17 protein-coding genes and 1 riboswitch are annotated in these 14975 nt (G+C 60.2%); of the genes, 3 read left to right on the forward strand and 14 right to left on the reverse strand.

Annotated elements, in window-relative coordinates; all coding sequences use genetic code 11:
* The 13 genes from radC to dnaK all read right to left on the reverse strand — a co-directional run bounded on the left by radC (position 1) and on the right by dnaK (position 11571).
* Positions 1 to 756, reverse strand: a complete 756-nt coding sequence (radC, locus tag AC2FEE_RS10250; protein ID WP_496864889.1) for a RadC family protein — start codon at positions 754 to 756, stop codon at positions 1 to 3.
* A gap of 35 nt (positions 757 to 791) precedes the next feature.
* Positions 792 to 1526, reverse strand: coding sequence for an ABC transporter permease (locus AC2FEE_RS10255; protein WP_496864891.1), 735 nt, complete (start codon positions 1524 to 1526; stop codon positions 792 to 794).
* On the reverse strand, positions 1523 to 2251 hold the full coding sequence (locus AC2FEE_RS10260; RefSeq protein ID WP_496864893.1) for an ABC transporter ATP-binding protein: 729 nt from the start codon (positions 2249 to 2251) through the stop codon (positions 1523 to 1525). The genes AC2FEE_RS10255 and AC2FEE_RS10260 overlap by 4 nt, the downstream gene beginning before the upstream one ends.
* Positions 2248 to 2922, reverse strand: coding sequence for a thiaminase II (gene tenA / locus AC2FEE_RS10265; protein WP_496864895.1), 675 nt, complete (start codon positions 2920 to 2922; stop codon positions 2248 to 2250). Before tenA ends, AC2FEE_RS10260 begins: the two co-directional genes overlap by 4 nt.
* On the reverse strand, positions 2919 to 3854 hold the full coding sequence (locus AC2FEE_RS10270) for an ABC transporter substrate-binding protein (protein ID WP_496864897.1): 936 nt from the start codon (positions 3852 to 3854) through the stop codon (positions 2919 to 2921). Before AC2FEE_RS10270 ends, tenA begins: the two co-directional genes overlap by 4 nt.
* A 20-nt stretch (positions 3855 to 3874) precedes the next feature.
* Positions 3875 to 4837 carry a HesA/MoeB/ThiF family protein gene (locus AC2FEE_RS10275; protein WP_496864899.1) on the reverse strand — a complete coding sequence of 321 codons (963 nt, stop codon included), beginning with the start codon at positions 4835 to 4837 and terminating at the stop codon, positions 3875 to 3877.
* The gene (locus AC2FEE_RS10280) at positions 4834 to 5430 is read right to left on the reverse strand and encodes a thiamine phosphate synthase (protein ID WP_496864901.1); all 597 of its coding nucleotides are present in this window, start codon (positions 5428 to 5430) and stop codon (positions 4834 to 4836) included. Before AC2FEE_RS10280 ends, AC2FEE_RS10275 begins: the two co-directional genes overlap by 4 nt.
* Positions 5427 to 6191: a thiazole synthase gene (locus tag AC2FEE_RS10285; RefSeq protein ID WP_496864903.1), complete on the reverse strand. Its 765-nt coding sequence runs from the start codon at positions 6189 to 6191 to the stop codon at positions 5427 to 5429. Before AC2FEE_RS10285 ends, AC2FEE_RS10280 begins: the two co-directional genes overlap by 4 nt.
* A gap of 2 nt (positions 6192 to 6193) precedes the next feature.
* A complete protein-coding gene (gene thiS, locus AC2FEE_RS10290; protein ID WP_496864905.1) occupies positions 6194 to 6388 on the reverse strand; it encodes a sulfur carrier protein ThiS in 195 nt (64 codons plus the stop codon).
* Positions 6372 to 7349, reverse strand: a complete 978-nt coding sequence (locus tag AC2FEE_RS10295) for an FAD-dependent oxidoreductase (RefSeq protein WP_496864907.1) — start codon at positions 7347 to 7349, stop codon at positions 6372 to 6374. Before AC2FEE_RS10295 ends, thiS begins: the two co-directional genes overlap by 17 nt.
* On the reverse strand, positions 7346 to 8149 hold the full coding sequence (gene thiD, locus AC2FEE_RS10300; RefSeq protein WP_496864909.1) for a bifunctional hydroxymethylpyrimidine kinase/phosphomethylpyrimidine kinase: 804 nt from the start codon (positions 8147 to 8149) through the stop codon (positions 7346 to 7348). The genes AC2FEE_RS10295 and thiD overlap by 4 nt, the downstream gene beginning before the upstream one ends.
* A gap of 46 nt (positions 8150 to 8195) precedes the next feature.
* Positions 8196 to 8302, reverse strand: a riboswitch (TPP riboswitch).
* A gap of 129 nt (positions 8303 to 8431) precedes the next feature.
* The gene (gene dnaJ, locus AC2FEE_RS10305) at positions 8432 to 9586 is read right to left on the reverse strand and encodes a molecular chaperone DnaJ (protein WP_496864911.1); all 1155 of its coding nucleotides are present in this window, start codon (positions 9584 to 9586) and stop codon (positions 8432 to 8434) included.
* A gap of 74 nt (positions 9587 to 9660) precedes the next feature.
* Positions 9661 to 11571 (reverse strand): molecular chaperone DnaK, encoded by a 1911-nt coding sequence (gene dnaK, locus AC2FEE_RS10310; RefSeq protein ID WP_496864914.1) that lies wholly within the window; start codon positions 11569 to 11571, stop codon positions 9661 to 9663.
* Between the two features lie 212 nt (positions 11572 to 11783).
* On the opposite strand from dnaK, the gene AC2FEE_RS10315 reads away from it, so the two are divergent.
* A complete protein-coding gene (locus tag AC2FEE_RS10315; protein ID WP_496864916.1) occupies positions 11784 to 12386 on the forward strand; it encodes an alpha-ketoglutarate-dependent dioxygenase AlkB family protein in 603 nt (200 codons plus the stop codon).
* Here the strand turns inward: AC2FEE_RS10315 and AC2FEE_RS10320 are convergent.
* Entirely contained in the window at positions 12383 to 13204 is an 822-nt protein-coding gene (locus AC2FEE_RS10320; RefSeq protein ID WP_496864918.1) for an ABC transporter permease, read from the reverse strand. The two genes, AC2FEE_RS10315 and AC2FEE_RS10320, sit on opposite strands and share 4 nt — an antisense overlap.
* A 122-nt stretch (positions 13205 to 13326) precedes the next feature.
* Between AC2FEE_RS10320 and cysQ the strand changes: the two genes are divergently transcribed.
* Positions 13327 to 14124: a 3'(2'),5'-bisphosphate nucleotidase CysQ gene (gene cysQ, locus AC2FEE_RS10325; protein WP_496864920.1), complete on the forward strand. Its 798-nt coding sequence runs from the start codon at positions 13327 to 13329 to the stop codon at positions 14122 to 14124.
* Positions 14124 to 14924, forward strand: coding sequence for a 3-deoxy-manno-octulosonate cytidylyltransferase (locus AC2FEE_RS10330; protein WP_496864922.1), 801 nt, complete (start codon positions 14124 to 14126; stop codon positions 14922 to 14924). The genes cysQ and AC2FEE_RS10330 overlap by 1 nt, the downstream gene beginning before the upstream one ends.
* Positions 14925 to 14975: the final 51 nt, after the last annotated feature.

Genomic DNA, 14975 nt, shown 5'->3' on the forward strand with positions numbered 1-14975 from the left:
CTACAGATATCCTTCAGAGCGAAAGCTCAGTTCATTCGATTTACCGATGATCAGGTGGTCATGCAGTGTCAGGCCCAAGGCCAGACAGGCGTCCCGAATCCGGTTGGTCATGTCGATATCCGACTGCGACGGGGTCGGATCGCCTGATGGGTGGTTGTGCACAAGAATCAGGGCCGATGCGTTCAGTTCCAACGCCCGTTTCGCCACCTCGCGCGGGTAGACCGGCACGTGATCGACGGTGCCCTTGGCCTGTTCCTCATCGGCGATGAGTACGTTCTTGCGGTCCAGGTAGAACACCCGGAACTGCTCGGTCTCGCGATGGGCCATGGTGGTATGGCAGTAATCCAGCAGCGCGTCCCAGCCTGAGATCACATGCCGCTGCATCACCCGCGCACGCGCCATGCGATGGGCGCAGGCCTCGAGGATTTTCAGATCGGTGATGACCGTATCCCCAACGCCCTTGATCTGGCGCAGCCGTTCCTCGGGTGCGGTCAGCACCCGGTTGAAATCGCCGAACGTATCCATCAGCGCCCGCGCCAGTGGTTTGACGTCCTGCCGGGGGATGGATCGGAACAGGGCCAGTTCCAACAGCTCATAATCCGGCATTGCCGCCGATCCACCGGACATGAACCTTTCGCGCAGCCGTTTGCGGTGATCTTTGATATAGGATGGCAACCGCCCCAAAGGCAGCGGCTGCTCCGGGGCTTCGTCGGTTTCAAACAGCATCGGGGCTTCTGCAAAGGCGTCCTGGGTCATACCCCAAGACTGGCGCAGAATCGGTTTCCGAAAGGTTAACGCGCCTCTCCTGCCATGCGGGCCGTGCCGCGGCGGACGAGCATATGCAGCAGGATCGAGAACACCCCCAGCGTCAGCATCGCCGCAAACATCAGATCGGTCTTGGCCCGGCCATTGGCCAACAGCATCAGATACCCCAAACCTTTCGAGGAGCCGACCCATTCACCGATCACCGCCCCGATGGGCGCATAAACCGCCGCCAGTCGCATCCCCGACGCCAGCGAGGGCAAGGCCGCAGGTATCCGGATATGCCATAACACCGCGCGCGGGCTGGCCTGCATGGCGCGCGCCAGATCGAGATATCCGGGCGGCGTCCGCATCAGCCCGTCAAAAAAAGACGAGGTGATCGGGAAATAAATGATCAGCACTGCCATCGCCACTTTGGACCACAGCCCATAGCCCAGCCAGAGGGTCAGCAGCGGCGCCAGAGCAAAGACCGGAAGTGCCTGCGTGAACACCAGCATCGGTTGCACCAGAACCCGCGCGGCGCGGGAATTGGCCAGTTGCAATGCGGTCAGAACACCCAGAACCGTGCCGCAGGCAAGGCCAACCACCACCTCGATTGCAGTAATCCACGTGTGCTCGGCAATCAACCAGCGGTTCTGCCACCATGTTTCTGCGACCAAAGCGGGGCCGGGCAGGATGAAATTGGGCAGACCGGTCAGCGAGACAATGACCTGCCATACCGTCAGTGCAAACAGGGTCGCGGCAAGGGCCGAAAGGTACTTCACGCCGCCTCCGTTCGCAAAAGACGCAGCAGCGCGCCTTGTGTCTCCAGCGACCCAAGGTCATCGACCTTGCGCGGCGCGGGCGCGGTTGGGGGCTGACAGGGGGTCAGACCGTGCCGCGTCATCACCATGATGGACTGGCCCAGCCGGGCGGCCTCAGCCGGGTCATGGGTGACCAGCAGGACGGTACGATCTTGCAAAGCCTGAGCCGCCAGATCCTGCATGTCCGCGCGCGTGCGCGCGTCGAGCGCTGAAAACGGCTCATCGAGTAGCACAATCGGCCGATCCTCCATCAACGTGCGAGCCAAAGCCACGCGTTGCCGCTGCCCTCCCGAGAGTTCGCTGGCTCTCTTGGTCATATGGTCCTGCAGGCGCATCCGTTCGATCAGCCGGTCGCGGCGGTCAAGATCCGGCTTCTCACCCCGCAGCCGTGCGCCCAGTGAAACATTCTGCGCCACTGTCGCCCAGGGCAACAGCAGATCGTCCTGCGCCATATAGGCCACGCGCTCGGTCACCGGCTGACCATCGCTGGCCTCAATCTGGCCGGTGAACTCGGCCCCGGTGTCCAGTCCTGCAACCAAGCGCAGAACCGTGGTTTTTCCAACACCCGACCCGCCCAACAGGCACGTCCATTGCCCTGCCCCAAGGGTCAGGGTCAACGGTGCGAACAGAGTCGCGCTGCCGATTGTGGCCGACCCGGTGATGGTCAGGTCGGGTGCCGGGGTCACGGGGTCAGACCCATTTCCCAGAAATTGACCTCAAGCTCGGTTGCGGTGCGGAAGGTCTTGCACAGGCGCCGCCAACGAGGGGACGCTTGAAAATCCGCGCCAATGCGCCTTGTTAGAGCCGAATCCAGCAGTTGTCCAACCGCCTGACACGCCTCTTGGAAGTCTGGACTGGCATAGGTGTTGATCCAGTCCTGATAGGTATCGGATGTGGCTTCGGCGGCCAACCGGGCACCGATCTCACCATATCCCATCACACAGGGCGCCAGCGCGGCCAGCAGATCCAGCAGATCGCCACTATACCCGGCCTCAAGCACGAAGCGAGTATAGGCCATGTTTTCCGCCCGTTCCTCGGTCGCGAACAATTCTTCGCCCGAGATGCTTTCTGCCGCGCAAATACCGATATGCAGCTGCATCTCTTCGGCCACCAGCGCGTTGACCGTCGCAACGGCTGTCAGCATCTCGGAATGTGTCTCGGATTTCACCACCGCCAGCGCCCAGGCGCGGGAAAAGTGGATCAGGAACACGTAGTCCTGCCGCAGATAGTGCAGGAACGCCGCGCGCGGCAGGGTGCCGTCCTTCATGCCTTCGACAAAGGCGTGGCGGGTATAATCCCGCCACGGCCCCTGCGCCGCATCACGCATCAGCTTGAAAGCTGTGCCATAGCTGCTCATTGCTCGGTCACGTCGATGGTGATGGCGCTGACCGGATTGATGCTGTCGATCATGCCGCTGTCTTTCAGGAACGCCTCGAACCGGGCATAGCGACCAGCGTCAAAACCCGCGGGGCGCAATGCAAAGCGGGGCAGAGTGTCGACCCAGGCGCGGGCGTTCAGCTCGTCCTGCAACTCGGGTGAGGTGGCGGCGAAAATCTCCCAGCTTTTTTCCGGGTTGTTCACGATGAACTGGGTCGCCTTTTCGGTGGCAGCCAGAAAACGCGCGACCTTGTCGGCGTCCATCGTTTCGGGGTTGGCCACATAGATCAGCTCATCATAGGGCGGTACGCCTTCTTCCTCGATATAAAAGCAACGGCCCGCGACGCCTTCGATATCCATCTGGTTCAGTTCAAAGTTACGGAAGGCCCCGATCACTGCATCCACCTGACCGCTCATCAGCGACGGCGACAGCGAGAAGTTCACGTTGATCATCTCAATATCGTCCAGCGCGACGTCATGAGTGTTCAGCATCGCGGACAGAACCGCCTCTTCCACACCGGCGACAGAGAACCCGACCTTCTTGTCCTTGAGGTCGGCCAGCGTTTCAATCGGGCCGTCTTCAAGCACCAGCAGGCAGTTCAGCGGAGTGGCAACCAGCGTGCCGACGCGTTTCAGCGGCAGGCCCTCGTGTATCTGCAGGTGCAACTGGGGCTGATAAGACACCGCCAGATCGGCCTGACCAGCGGCCACCAGACGCGGTGGCGCCGAGGGATCGGCGGGCGGAATGATTTCGACCTCAAGTCCTTCATCGGCAAAGTAACCGTTTTCCTGCGCCACGATGATGGGGCCGTGGTCGGGGTTGATGAACCAGTCCAGCAGAACGGTCATCTTATCCTCGGCCCAGGCGGGCGCGGCGGCCAGCAGGGCGATAGCTGTGATCAGTTTCTTCATATCTCGCGTTTCCTTTTCGCTCACGAGGTTGAGGCCGCGACGAGGACAATCTCGCCCGGCCAATCCGGTTGCAGTTCTTCAGCGGCCCGCCACGCGCGAAGGCCGGTAGCGCAGCAAAGCGCCAGTCTTTTCCCTTTGTTTGGCTCTGATTTGAGTGACTCCACGGATACCCGCCGGACATTGGGATGGATCGGATCTGGGGCCTCACCCGGACCGCGTAATTCGATGATCAGATCTTCTGAGGTCAGTTGATTGGCCGAAATGAAAGCAAAGTGCCGTTCTGGCTCGGGAGCTCCGTCAAAGCCAAATGTGGCGCTGCGGAACGTTTGCCCATCGATCTGCACCATCTGTCCCAGCGGCGAAGGCTGAAGGCCAAGGATCAGATTCAGCGCCATCTGCGCCTGCATCGCGCCGATAATTCCCACGACTGGGCCGAGCACACCAGTCGTTGCACAGCTTGCACCGCTGTCAGGTGCATCGGGAAAGACCGCCCGCAGGGACGGCGCTCCACCGCAAAAGCCGCCGACATATCCCGTGAACCCCAGCACCGATGCTGAAATCAGAGGCTTACCGAGCGCAAAACAGGTGTCTGACAGAACATAGCTGGCGGCATAGCTGTCAGCACAGTCAAGAACCAAATCAACCTGCTCCACGGATTCAGCCACATTTTCTGTTGTTAGAGTCTGTTTATTGGCAATCACAGTGACTTCAGCGTTCAAGGATCGACAGCGATCCGCCGCAACCTCAACCTTCGGACGGCCGCTGTCTGCCTCGGCAAACAACGTCTGCCGGTGCAGGTTCGACAGCGCGACCTCATCACGGTCCATGATGGTCAATTGCCCTACCCCAGCCCCCGCTAGTAGTGGCAGCGCCGGAGCAGCCAGCCCGCCCGCGCCCACTACCAGAACGCGCGCGGCGGACAGGCGGGCCTGCCCCTCTGCCCCGACCTCGGGCAGGATCATCTGGCGGGCATAGCGGCTCATTGCGTGACCTCGATCCATTGGCGCACACGTGCCTCAGGATCTGCGTTCAGCGTGATATCCGTAACGACCGAGACAATATCGGCCCCCGCCTGCAACACCCCAGACGCACGTTCGACGCTCATGCCACCAATGCCGACCAGAGGGATATCCCCCACACGCGCCTTCCATTCGGTGACACGGGGCAGGCCCTGCTGTTCCCATTTCATCTTTTTCAGGATCGTCGGATAGACCGGCCCTAACGCCACATAGTCCGGGTCCATTGCCAGAACCCTCTCCAACTCATCATCGTCATGGGTCGAGACGCCCAGTTTCATCCCCGCCTTGCGGATGGCAGCCAGATCGGCCGCATCCAGATCCTCCTGCCCGAGATGAATCCAGTCGCACCCGGCCTCAATCGCCAGTTGCCAATAGTCGTTGACGACCAGAACCGTGCCATATTGGCGGCAAAGGTCGCGCGACAGAGCAATCTGTTCGCGCACCACCACGTCGGGTTGGCCCTTGACCCGCAACTGCACCAGTTTCACACCCAAGGGCAGCATCCGGCGCAGCCAGTCCGAGTGGTCGAAAATCGGGTAAAACCGGTCGAGGGTCATGACAAAAACGCCTTTCCGATGACAGGGGTGGAGGGTTCCGCCATATCGCGCGCCTCGATCGGGTCGGCCTGATGGGCCAATTGCCCGGCCTCGATCGCCAGCATCATCGCGCGGGCCATGGCGGCAGGGTTTCCGGCCCGTGCCACCGCGGTGTTCAGCAGAACGGCGTCATATCCCAGCTCCATCGCCTGCGCCGCATGGCTGGGCAGTCCGATCCCGGCGTCGATCACCAGCGGTACATCCGGGAATTCAGCCCGCATCGCGCGCAGGGCGTATTCGTTATTCAGCCCCCGACCCGACCCAATGGGCGCGCCCCAGGGCATCAGCACCTCGCAACCTGCCGCTAACAGACGTTCTCCTACGATCAGGTCGTCGGTGGTGTAGGGGAAGACCTGAAACCCGTCCTCGGTCAGGACGCGCGCGGCCTCGACCAGTTGAAACACATCCGGCTGGAGGCTGTCGGTGTGACCGATCAGTTCCAGCTTGATCCACCTGGTGTCAAACACTTCCCGCGCCATATGGGCGGTGGTCACGGCCTCTTTGACGGTGTGGCACCCGGCGGTGTTCGGCAGGACCAGCACGCCCAGGTCGCGGATCATCTGCCAAAAGGTTTGCCCCGCCCCGGCTTCGCGCCGCAGCGACACCGTGGCAACCCCGGCACCGCTATTGCGAAACGCCTGTTCCAGGATCGCGGGGCTGGGATATTGCGCCGTGCCCAGCATCAGAGGGTTGGGCAGATGGATGCCGTAGAAGCTCTTCATCTTCACCCCCCCTGCATCGGCGCGACAATCTCGACCCGGTCACCGTCAGCCAGTTTGTGGGCAATGCGCAGACCCGAGGGCACGAAATCCTCGTTGACGGCCGTCGCCACCCGTCCTGAGAACCCGCATTCGACCAGCAGGTCCGAGAGGGTTTTGGCGCGCACCTCGCGCGATTCACCATTAAGCTCGATCTTCATCGACCATCTCCGAATGTTTGTTATCCAGCGCCAGATCTGCGACGCCCTGCGCTAGCGCCGGGGCCAACAGATAGCCGTGGCGGTACAATCCGTTGGCATAGATCGTGTGCCCCAGCCGACGGATACGCGGCAGGTTGTCGGGAAAGGCCGGGCGCAGATCGACGCCGATCTCCAACACTTCGGCCTCACCAAAAGCGGGGTTGAGCGCGTAGGCCGCACTGAGCAGCTCCAACATCGAGCGCGCGGTGATGCGGCTGCTGTCCTCGCTTTCGATCATCGTCGCGCCCAGCATGTAAATCCCGTCGCCACGGGGCACGATGTAAAGTGGCATCCTTGGGTGCAGCAGACGCACGGGCCGGGTCAGGGTGACATCCGGGCAGCGGATCACCAGCATCTCGCCCTTCACGCCGCGCAGATCGTGCAGCACTTCGCGGGCGTGTAAACCACGACAGTCGATTGCGTTTTCAAGCCGCGATGGGGCGAGTTTGCGGTGGAATTCTACGCCTTGGTCCACCAGTTGCTTATGGAGGTCCCGCAAGGCCTGGCGTGGGTCCAGATGGGCTTCGTTCGTGAAATGGAGACCCTTGGTGAACCCATGCAATTCAGGCTCTAATTCGGCTATATTCGACTGCTCGACCTCGCTAAACCCGTTGGTCCGCCGGGCAAACCGGCGTAGATCGGGCAGGTCGCGCGGGTTGGCTACAACCAACGTGCCGCGCCGGTCCACCGGCGTTCGCTTCGCCCACCAGTTCAGCGCAGCCTGACCCAACCGCAACACCGGTTCCTCGGCGTTTTCATACTCACACCACGGGGCCAGCATGCCGCCCGCCCACCACGAGCACCCATGCGGACCCGGAGGGCCAGCGGGATCGAAGACCTGAACCCTGACGCCGCGCGAAACAAGCTCGGTGGCCACGGCCAAACCGGCCACGCCCGATCCTATGACCGACCAGACCGTCACGCGGACCAGACCCGGTGAAAATGATGCACTGGCCCGTGCCCCTGCCCGATCATTAGACTGTCCGCCAGGGCAATGGCTCCTTGCAGGTACTCATGCGCCTGCGCGACGGCCTCGGTCAGGCCGACGCCCTGAGCCAGTCCCGCCGCAATCGACGACGACAAAGTGCACCCTGTGCCATGTGTATTGCGCGTTTCCCGCCGAGGGGCGGTGAACTCGGCCACCCGACCGGAGGTATCAACCAGCAGGTCATGGCAGATCTTCCCGTGGCTATGCCCCCCTTTCATCAGCACCGACTCTGCGCCCAACTCACACAGGGAAAGCCCTTGCGCGATCATCTGACCGGGGGTGTCGGCCTCGGCACCACCCAGCAAACAGGCGGCTTCGGGCAGGTTTGGGGTCAGTACTGTCGCGCACGGCAGAAGAAGATCGCGCAAGGTCTGCACCGCGTCCCGAGCCAGCAACGCATCACCGGATTTCGCAATCATCACCGGGTCCAGCACAACGGGGCCATCAAACCCGGCAATGGATTCCGCAACCGTTTGTATAATCTCTGGCGTCGCCAGCATCCCGATCTTGATCGCACCTACGTCCAGATCGGTCAGGACCGCCTCGATCTGGGCGGACACCACATTCAAGGGTATCCCATGCACTGCCGTCACGGCCTGAGTATTCTGCGCCGTCACTGCCGTAATCACGCTGGCACCGTACACGCCCAAGGCGGACATCGCCTTGAGGTCCGCCTGTATCCCGGCCCCGCCACCACTGTCCGAGCCCGCAATTGTCAGGGCGATATGCGCCATATCGTTGCTCCAATTCAAAATGGGCAACGGGGCATGGAAAACGTCTTAGCACTGTGAGACCGTTCCCTACGCCGGTATTGCCCGGATCAGGTTCGATGGGTTAGCGCATTCACGCCTCTCAGCCCTTTGATCAGGGCACCCCAACGGTTGGGCGGACATTCTCAGGGCTTGGCAAAGGAATCAAGGGCCAATTTTGGCGCAGTTGGCAGGAAAACTGGACTTATAGGGTAAAAAAAGCCGGCCCATTGGACCGGCTCATTTTTGCAATTTCAGGATGCAGAATCAGCCTTTCATCCCGTCCCAAAAGGACTTGACGGACGAGAAAAAGCTTTTCGATTCCGGGTGGTTATCCTCACCCAGATCGTCGAACTCGCGCAGAAGTTCTTTCTGACGAGCGGTCAGGTTGACCGGAGTTTCCACGGCCAGTTCGATGAACATGTCGCCAACACCGCCACCACGCAAGGCAGGCATGCCCTTGCTGCGCAGACGCATCTGGCGGCCCGACTGGCTGCCGGCCGGAATCTGCACGCGACCACGGCCACCGTCGATGGTCGGCACTTCGATCGATCCGCCCAGCGCCGCCTTGGCCATGCTGACAGGAACACGGCAATACAGGTTCACACTGTCGCGTTCGAACAGCTTGTGATCCGACACTTCGACAAAGATATACAGATCACCCGGAGGACCACCGCGCATCCCGGCCTCACCCTCGCCCGCCAGGCGGATGCGGGTACCGGTTTCGACACCGGCGGGGATATTCACGGACAGCGCGCGTTCTTTTTCGACGCGACCTGCTCCATTACAGGACTTGCAGGGATTCTTGATGATCTGGCCCAATCCGGAACAGGTCGGACACGTGCGTTCAACGGTAAAGAAACCCTGTTGCGCACGGACCTTGCCCATACCCGAGCAAGTCGGACAAGTGACGGGTTCCACACCACCTTCAGCACCCGAACCGTCACAGGCCGAACAGGCAACAGCCGCAGGTACGCTGATGGTTTTCTGCAGGCCCGAGAACGCCTCTTCCAGTGACACTCGCAGGTTATAGCGCAGGTCGGATCCGCGTGCGGCCCGACGTCCGCCACCAGCGCCACCGCGTTGACCACCCATGAAGTCGCCGAACAGATCGTCGAACACGTCAGAAAACGCGCTGGAGAATTCACCCTGTCCAAAACCGCCGCCGGGACGACCGCCGCCGCCGCCCATGCCGTTTTCAAAGGCGGCATGACCAAAACGGTCATAAGCGGCCTTTTTGTCGGCGTCGCGCAGCACATCATAAGCCTCATTGGCTTCCTTGAACTGCGTCTCTGCATCCGGGTTGTCCTTGTTGCGGTCGGGATGCAATTCTTTGGCTTTCCTGCGAAAACCCTTCTTGATCTCGTCCGCCGATGCGCCCTTGGACACGCCGAGCACATCGTAGTAGTCGCGTTTTGACATCAGTGTTTCCTTCTGCCTCAACGTAATCGGGCCGGCCCGGCAACCGGACCGGCCCGCATTGGCCCGGTTACCCGTTAGTTACGTTTGTCGTCGTCCAGATCTTCGAACTCGGCGTCGACAATGTCGTCATCACCAGTCGGAGCTTCATCAGCTGCCGCTGGCTCATCCTCAGCCTCTTCGGACTGCGCCTTATAGATGGCTTCGCCCAACTTCATGGCGGCTTCGGTGACGTTCTGGATGCCCGACTTGATCTTGTCGGCATTTTCAGTTTCCAGCTCGTCCTTCAGCGCGGCAATCGCCAGCTCAATGGCTTCGATGGTGGTCGGGTCGACCTTGTCGGCATGCTCTTCCATCGACTTCTCGGTCGAATGAATGAGGCTTTCTGCCTGGTTCTTAGCGTCGACCAGCTCGCGGCGTTCCTTGTCGGCTTCCGCGTTCTCTTCGGCGTCCTTGACCATCTTGTCGATATCCTCGTCCGACAGACCGCCAGAAGCCTGGATAGTGATCTTCTGCTCTTTGCCGGTGCCTTTGTCTTTGGCCGAAACCGAGACAATGCCGTTGGCGTCGATATCAAAAGTCACCTCGATCTGAGGCATACCGCGCGGTGCGGGCGGGATATCTTCGAGGTTGAACTGACCCAGGATCTTGTTGTCCGCCGCCATTTCGCGTTCACCTTGGAAACAGCGGATGGTCACGGCGTTCTGATTGTCCTCGGCGGTCGAGAAGACCTGGGACTTCTTGGTCGGAATGGTCGTGTTGCGGTCGATCAGGCGGGTGAACACGCCACCCAGCGTCTCGATTCCCAGCGACAGCGGAGTCACGTCCAGCAGAACCACGTCCTTGACGTCGCCCTGCAGAACACCGGCCTGAATGGCGGCGCCCATGGCAACCACTTCATCCGGGTTCACGCCCTTGTGCGGCTCTTTCCCGAAGAACTTGGTAACTTCTTCGATCACTTTCGGCATCCGGGTCATACCACCGACCAGAACAACTTCGTCCACGTCGGCAGCCGACAGGCCCGCGTCTTTCAGAGCGGCCTGGCAGGGCTTCATCGACTTCTTGATCAGGTCGCCCACCAGCGATTCCAGCTTGGCACGGGTCAGTTTCATGACCATGTGCAGCGGCTGGCCGTTCGAACCCATCGAGATGAACGGCTGGTTTATTTCGGTTTGCGATGTCGAGGACAGTTCGATCTTGGCTTTTTCAGCGGCTTCTTTCAGACGCTGCAGGGCCATCTTGTCCTGAGACAGATCGACACCGTGCTCCTTTTTGAACTCGTCCGCCAGATAGTTGACGATGCGCATGTCAAAGTCTTCACCACCCAGGAAGGTGTCACCGTTGGTCGATTTAACCTCGAACAGGCCATCATCGATTTCCAGGATGGTCACGTCGAAAGTACCGCCACCAAGGTCATAGACCGCGATGGTTTGGGTTTCTTCCTTGTCCAGACCATAGGCCAGAGCGGCGGCTGTCGGTTCGTTGATGATCCGCAGCACTTCCAAGCCGGCGATTTTACCGGCGTCTTTGGTGGCCTGACGCTGAGCGTCGTTGAAGTATGCCGGAACGGTGATGACCGCCTGCGTGACTTCCTCACCCAGATAGCTTTCTGCGGTTTCCTTCATTTTGCCCAGAGTGAAGGCTGAGATTTGGCTTGGGGAGTACTTTTCACCGCGGGCTTCCACCCACGCGTCGCCATTGCCGCCATCGACGATGGCATACGGCACCATTTTCTTGTCTTTTTCGACTTCGGCATCATCTACGCGACGACCGATCAGGCGCTTGACGCCAAAGATGGTGTTGTCGGGGTTGGTGACCGCCTGACGTTTTGCAGGCTGACCAACCAGTCGCTCATCTTCGGTGAAGGCGACGATCGAAGGCGTGGTCCGCGCCCCTTCTGCGTTTTCGATGACCTTCGGCTGCGAGCCGTCCATGATGGCCACACACGAGTTGGTGGTCCCGAGGTCAATTCCGATTACTTTTCCCATATGTTCAATCCCTTTCTCTTCAAGGCGATGTCCGAGGTCCGAACCCGTTATGGCACCCGGCCCCGATCTGATATGCACGAACGGCCCTACACCATCGCGCGTCCCGGCGTATATAAGGGCGTGAAACGAGCCCTGCAAGCGGTGTAAAAGGCAGGTTTTCAGGAATCTGCAGCCTTTTTGGCAAGGTTTTGGTTAGGATTGGGGAATCTTGAATGGCGCGACTACTTTTGCGCGGTTTTGATATCAGAAAAGGCTATCTGGATAACGCGGCCCAAGTGCAGCTGATCGGAATACTGCGCCCGATTCTGAAATCGGCCCCCTTGTTTCGACCAGTGACGCCGTCGGGCAAGGAGATGTCGGTGCGCATGACCTCGGCCGGATCGCTGGGCTGGGTGACCGACAAAGCGGGCTATCGATATCAGGCACAGCACCCCAAAGGGGCGGACTGGCCGGCCATTCCCGAACCCATCCTTGATATCTGGCACCAGTTGGCCAGTTCCGACCGCGACCCCGATTGCTGTCTGATCAACTATTACGGCGAAGGTGCCCGGATGGGGCTGCATCAGGACAAGGACGAGGTCGATTTTTCCTGGCCCGTGCTGTCAATCTCATTGGGGGATGACGCGCTGTTTCGTATCGGCAACCAGACCCGCGGCGGCAAGACCGAGTCGATCTGGCTGAACTCCGGCGATGTGGTGATCATGGGCGGCCCGGCCCGGCTGACCTATCACGGGATCGACCGTATCCGGTTCGGGTCTTCGAAATTGCTGCCCAAGAGCGGTCGGATCAATCTGACTCTACGCGTAGCAGGCTAGCGGCGCGCGCCCCAGCTTTGGGAAACATGCTGACGAGAGAAAAAGATTCCCAAAAGCCCGATCAGCAACAAGGCCAGCCCCACCCAAAGCGCATATTCCCAACTGGTATTGCGGGGAAAGTAGTTGCGGAAGACGAACCCCCGGCACTGGTCGATGATATGAAACAGCGGGTTCCACGAAAACATGGCCAGCGTGGCGCCACCCAATGCATTTGCCACGAACATTTTTCCTGAAAAGATCATGTTCAGACGACGGTAGATATTGCTCAGAATCGTGGAAACGGTCGGCAACCATGGTTTCAAGGCCATGAACACCACGCCAACGGAACATCCGGTGAACCAGGCCAGTATCAACATCGCAAAAGCGCCGCCGGGGTCCTGAATCTCAATCGGCGACACAGCGACACTGTAGAGGAACAGGATGATGATGATCGATACAACCTGCGTATAAAGCAAGCCGAACGCGGTCGCCAGCAACACGACCATCATGTTCATCGGCGAGTGCAGCATCATCGGATTGCCCCCTGTGCTGACGCCCGCCACCGAGCTGACGGATTTGACATGCGTTAAGAACAAAAACACGCCGGACAGCAGATACAGAATGAACTCGCCCCGGATTCTGGCAACACGCGGACCCAGGAAGGACATGATTGTGTAGAACACTGCGACCAGGACCAGGACCTGCAGGATATTAATCAGGATGGCCAGCACGGCGTTGCTGTGTTGTGAACGCACACTGCGCACTACGGCATGGAAAATAAGCTCGGCGGTTGTGAACGCGCCGCCCAGTAATGTCTGGTTTCGCTTGAAATAATACACCCGAAGCGTCTTTCCCGTTTTTTCGCCTGTAATCTGCCACGAATTTCTTGCCGATCCGTAACCGGCACATCATAAGGCCGTCAGAATATTCGATCAACAAATCACTGGAACGGAGCATTTTTGTGACCTACGACGCCCTCATTCCCGTCATTCGACGTCTGGCCCTGGAAGCGGGCGACAAAATCATGGAGATTTACGAGGCCGATGATTTCGACGTCAAAGTCAAATCCGACGCCAGCCCCGTGACCGAAGCGGATGAGGCCGCCGATGCGCTGATCTCGGCCGGTCTGCGCGACGCCTTCCCCGACATTCTTCTGGTGACCGAGGAACAGGCCGCTTCACATTCGAAAAAGGGTGACACGTTCCTGATCGTCGATCCGCTGGACGGCACCAAGGAATTCATCAACCGCCGCGGCGATTTCACGGTGAACATCGCACTGGTCGAAAACGGGGTTCCGACCCGCGGGGTGGTTTATGCGCCTGCAAAAGGGCGCGTGTTCTATACGCAGGCCGATGGTCAATCGGTCGAGGAAACCGGCGCGCTGGACAAAGCGCAAGCTGGGGATGTGACCCCAATATCAGTCTCTGAACCGGACAATTCCGCGCTGTTGATCGTGGCGTCGAAATCGCACCGGGATCAGGCGACCGAAGACTACATCAACAAGTATCAGGTACAGGACAGCAAGAGCGCGGGCTCGTCGTTGAAATTCTGCCTGGTGGCAACGGGTGAGGCCGATCTGTATCCCCGCGTTGGGCGCACGATGGAGTGGGATACCGCCGCAGGTCACGCCGTTCTGGCGGGCGCCGGCGGCCAGGTTGTGCGCTTTGATGACCACACACCGCTGACCTATGGCAAAGACGAATATGCAAACCCGTTCTTTATCGCCTACGCTCCGGGCGTTGAGCTGAAGGAGGCCTGATGTCCGTTCTGATCGCCATTCCCGCCCGTTATGCCTCGACCCGGTATCCGGGCAAACCGCTGGTCCCGCTGACCGGCGCCAGTGGCAATGCAATGACCCTGATCGAACGGTCCTGGCGCGCGGCCTGTTCAGTCTCGGGCGTCGACAAGGTGGTTGTCGCCACCGATGACGACCGCATCCGCGAGGTGGCCGAAGGCTTCGGGGCTGAGGTGGTGATGACCTCGGAAACCTGCGGCAATGGCACCGAACGCTGCGCCGAAGCGCATGCCGAGCTTGGCGCCGGTTACGACATCGTGGTGAACCTGCAGGGCGATGCGCCGCTGACCCCGCACTGGTTTGTCGAAGACCTGATCGCCGGATTGCGCGCCGCGCCCGAAGCCGGGGTAGCGACACCGGTTCTGCGTTGTGACGGCAACGCGCTGAACAGCCTGCTCAATGACCGCAAAAACGGGCGCGTCGGCGGCACCACGGCGGTGTTCGCCGCCGACAACAGCGCCATGTATTTCTCGAAAGAAGTCGTCCCCTATACCGCCGAAACTTTTGCCGGAGACGACGCAACCCCGGTCTTCCACCATGTCGGCGTCTATGCCTATCGCCCCGATGCGCTGGCCGCCTACCCCGCATGGCCCGCTGGTCCGCTGGAGCAACTGGAAGGGCTGGAACAGCTGCGTTTCATGGAAAACGGCCGCAAGGTTTTGTGCGTCGAGGTCGAGGCCAAAGGCCGCCAGTTCTGGGAGCTGAACAACCCTCAGGACGTCCCCAAGCTGGAAGAAATGATGGCCGCCATGGGGTTGGAGTGAGGTCTTTGCCCTAATCGACATAGGCCCGACGGCATAGCTGTGCACAGTTTT

It is taken from the genome of Ruegeria sp. YTSC199, assembly GCF_059609725.1.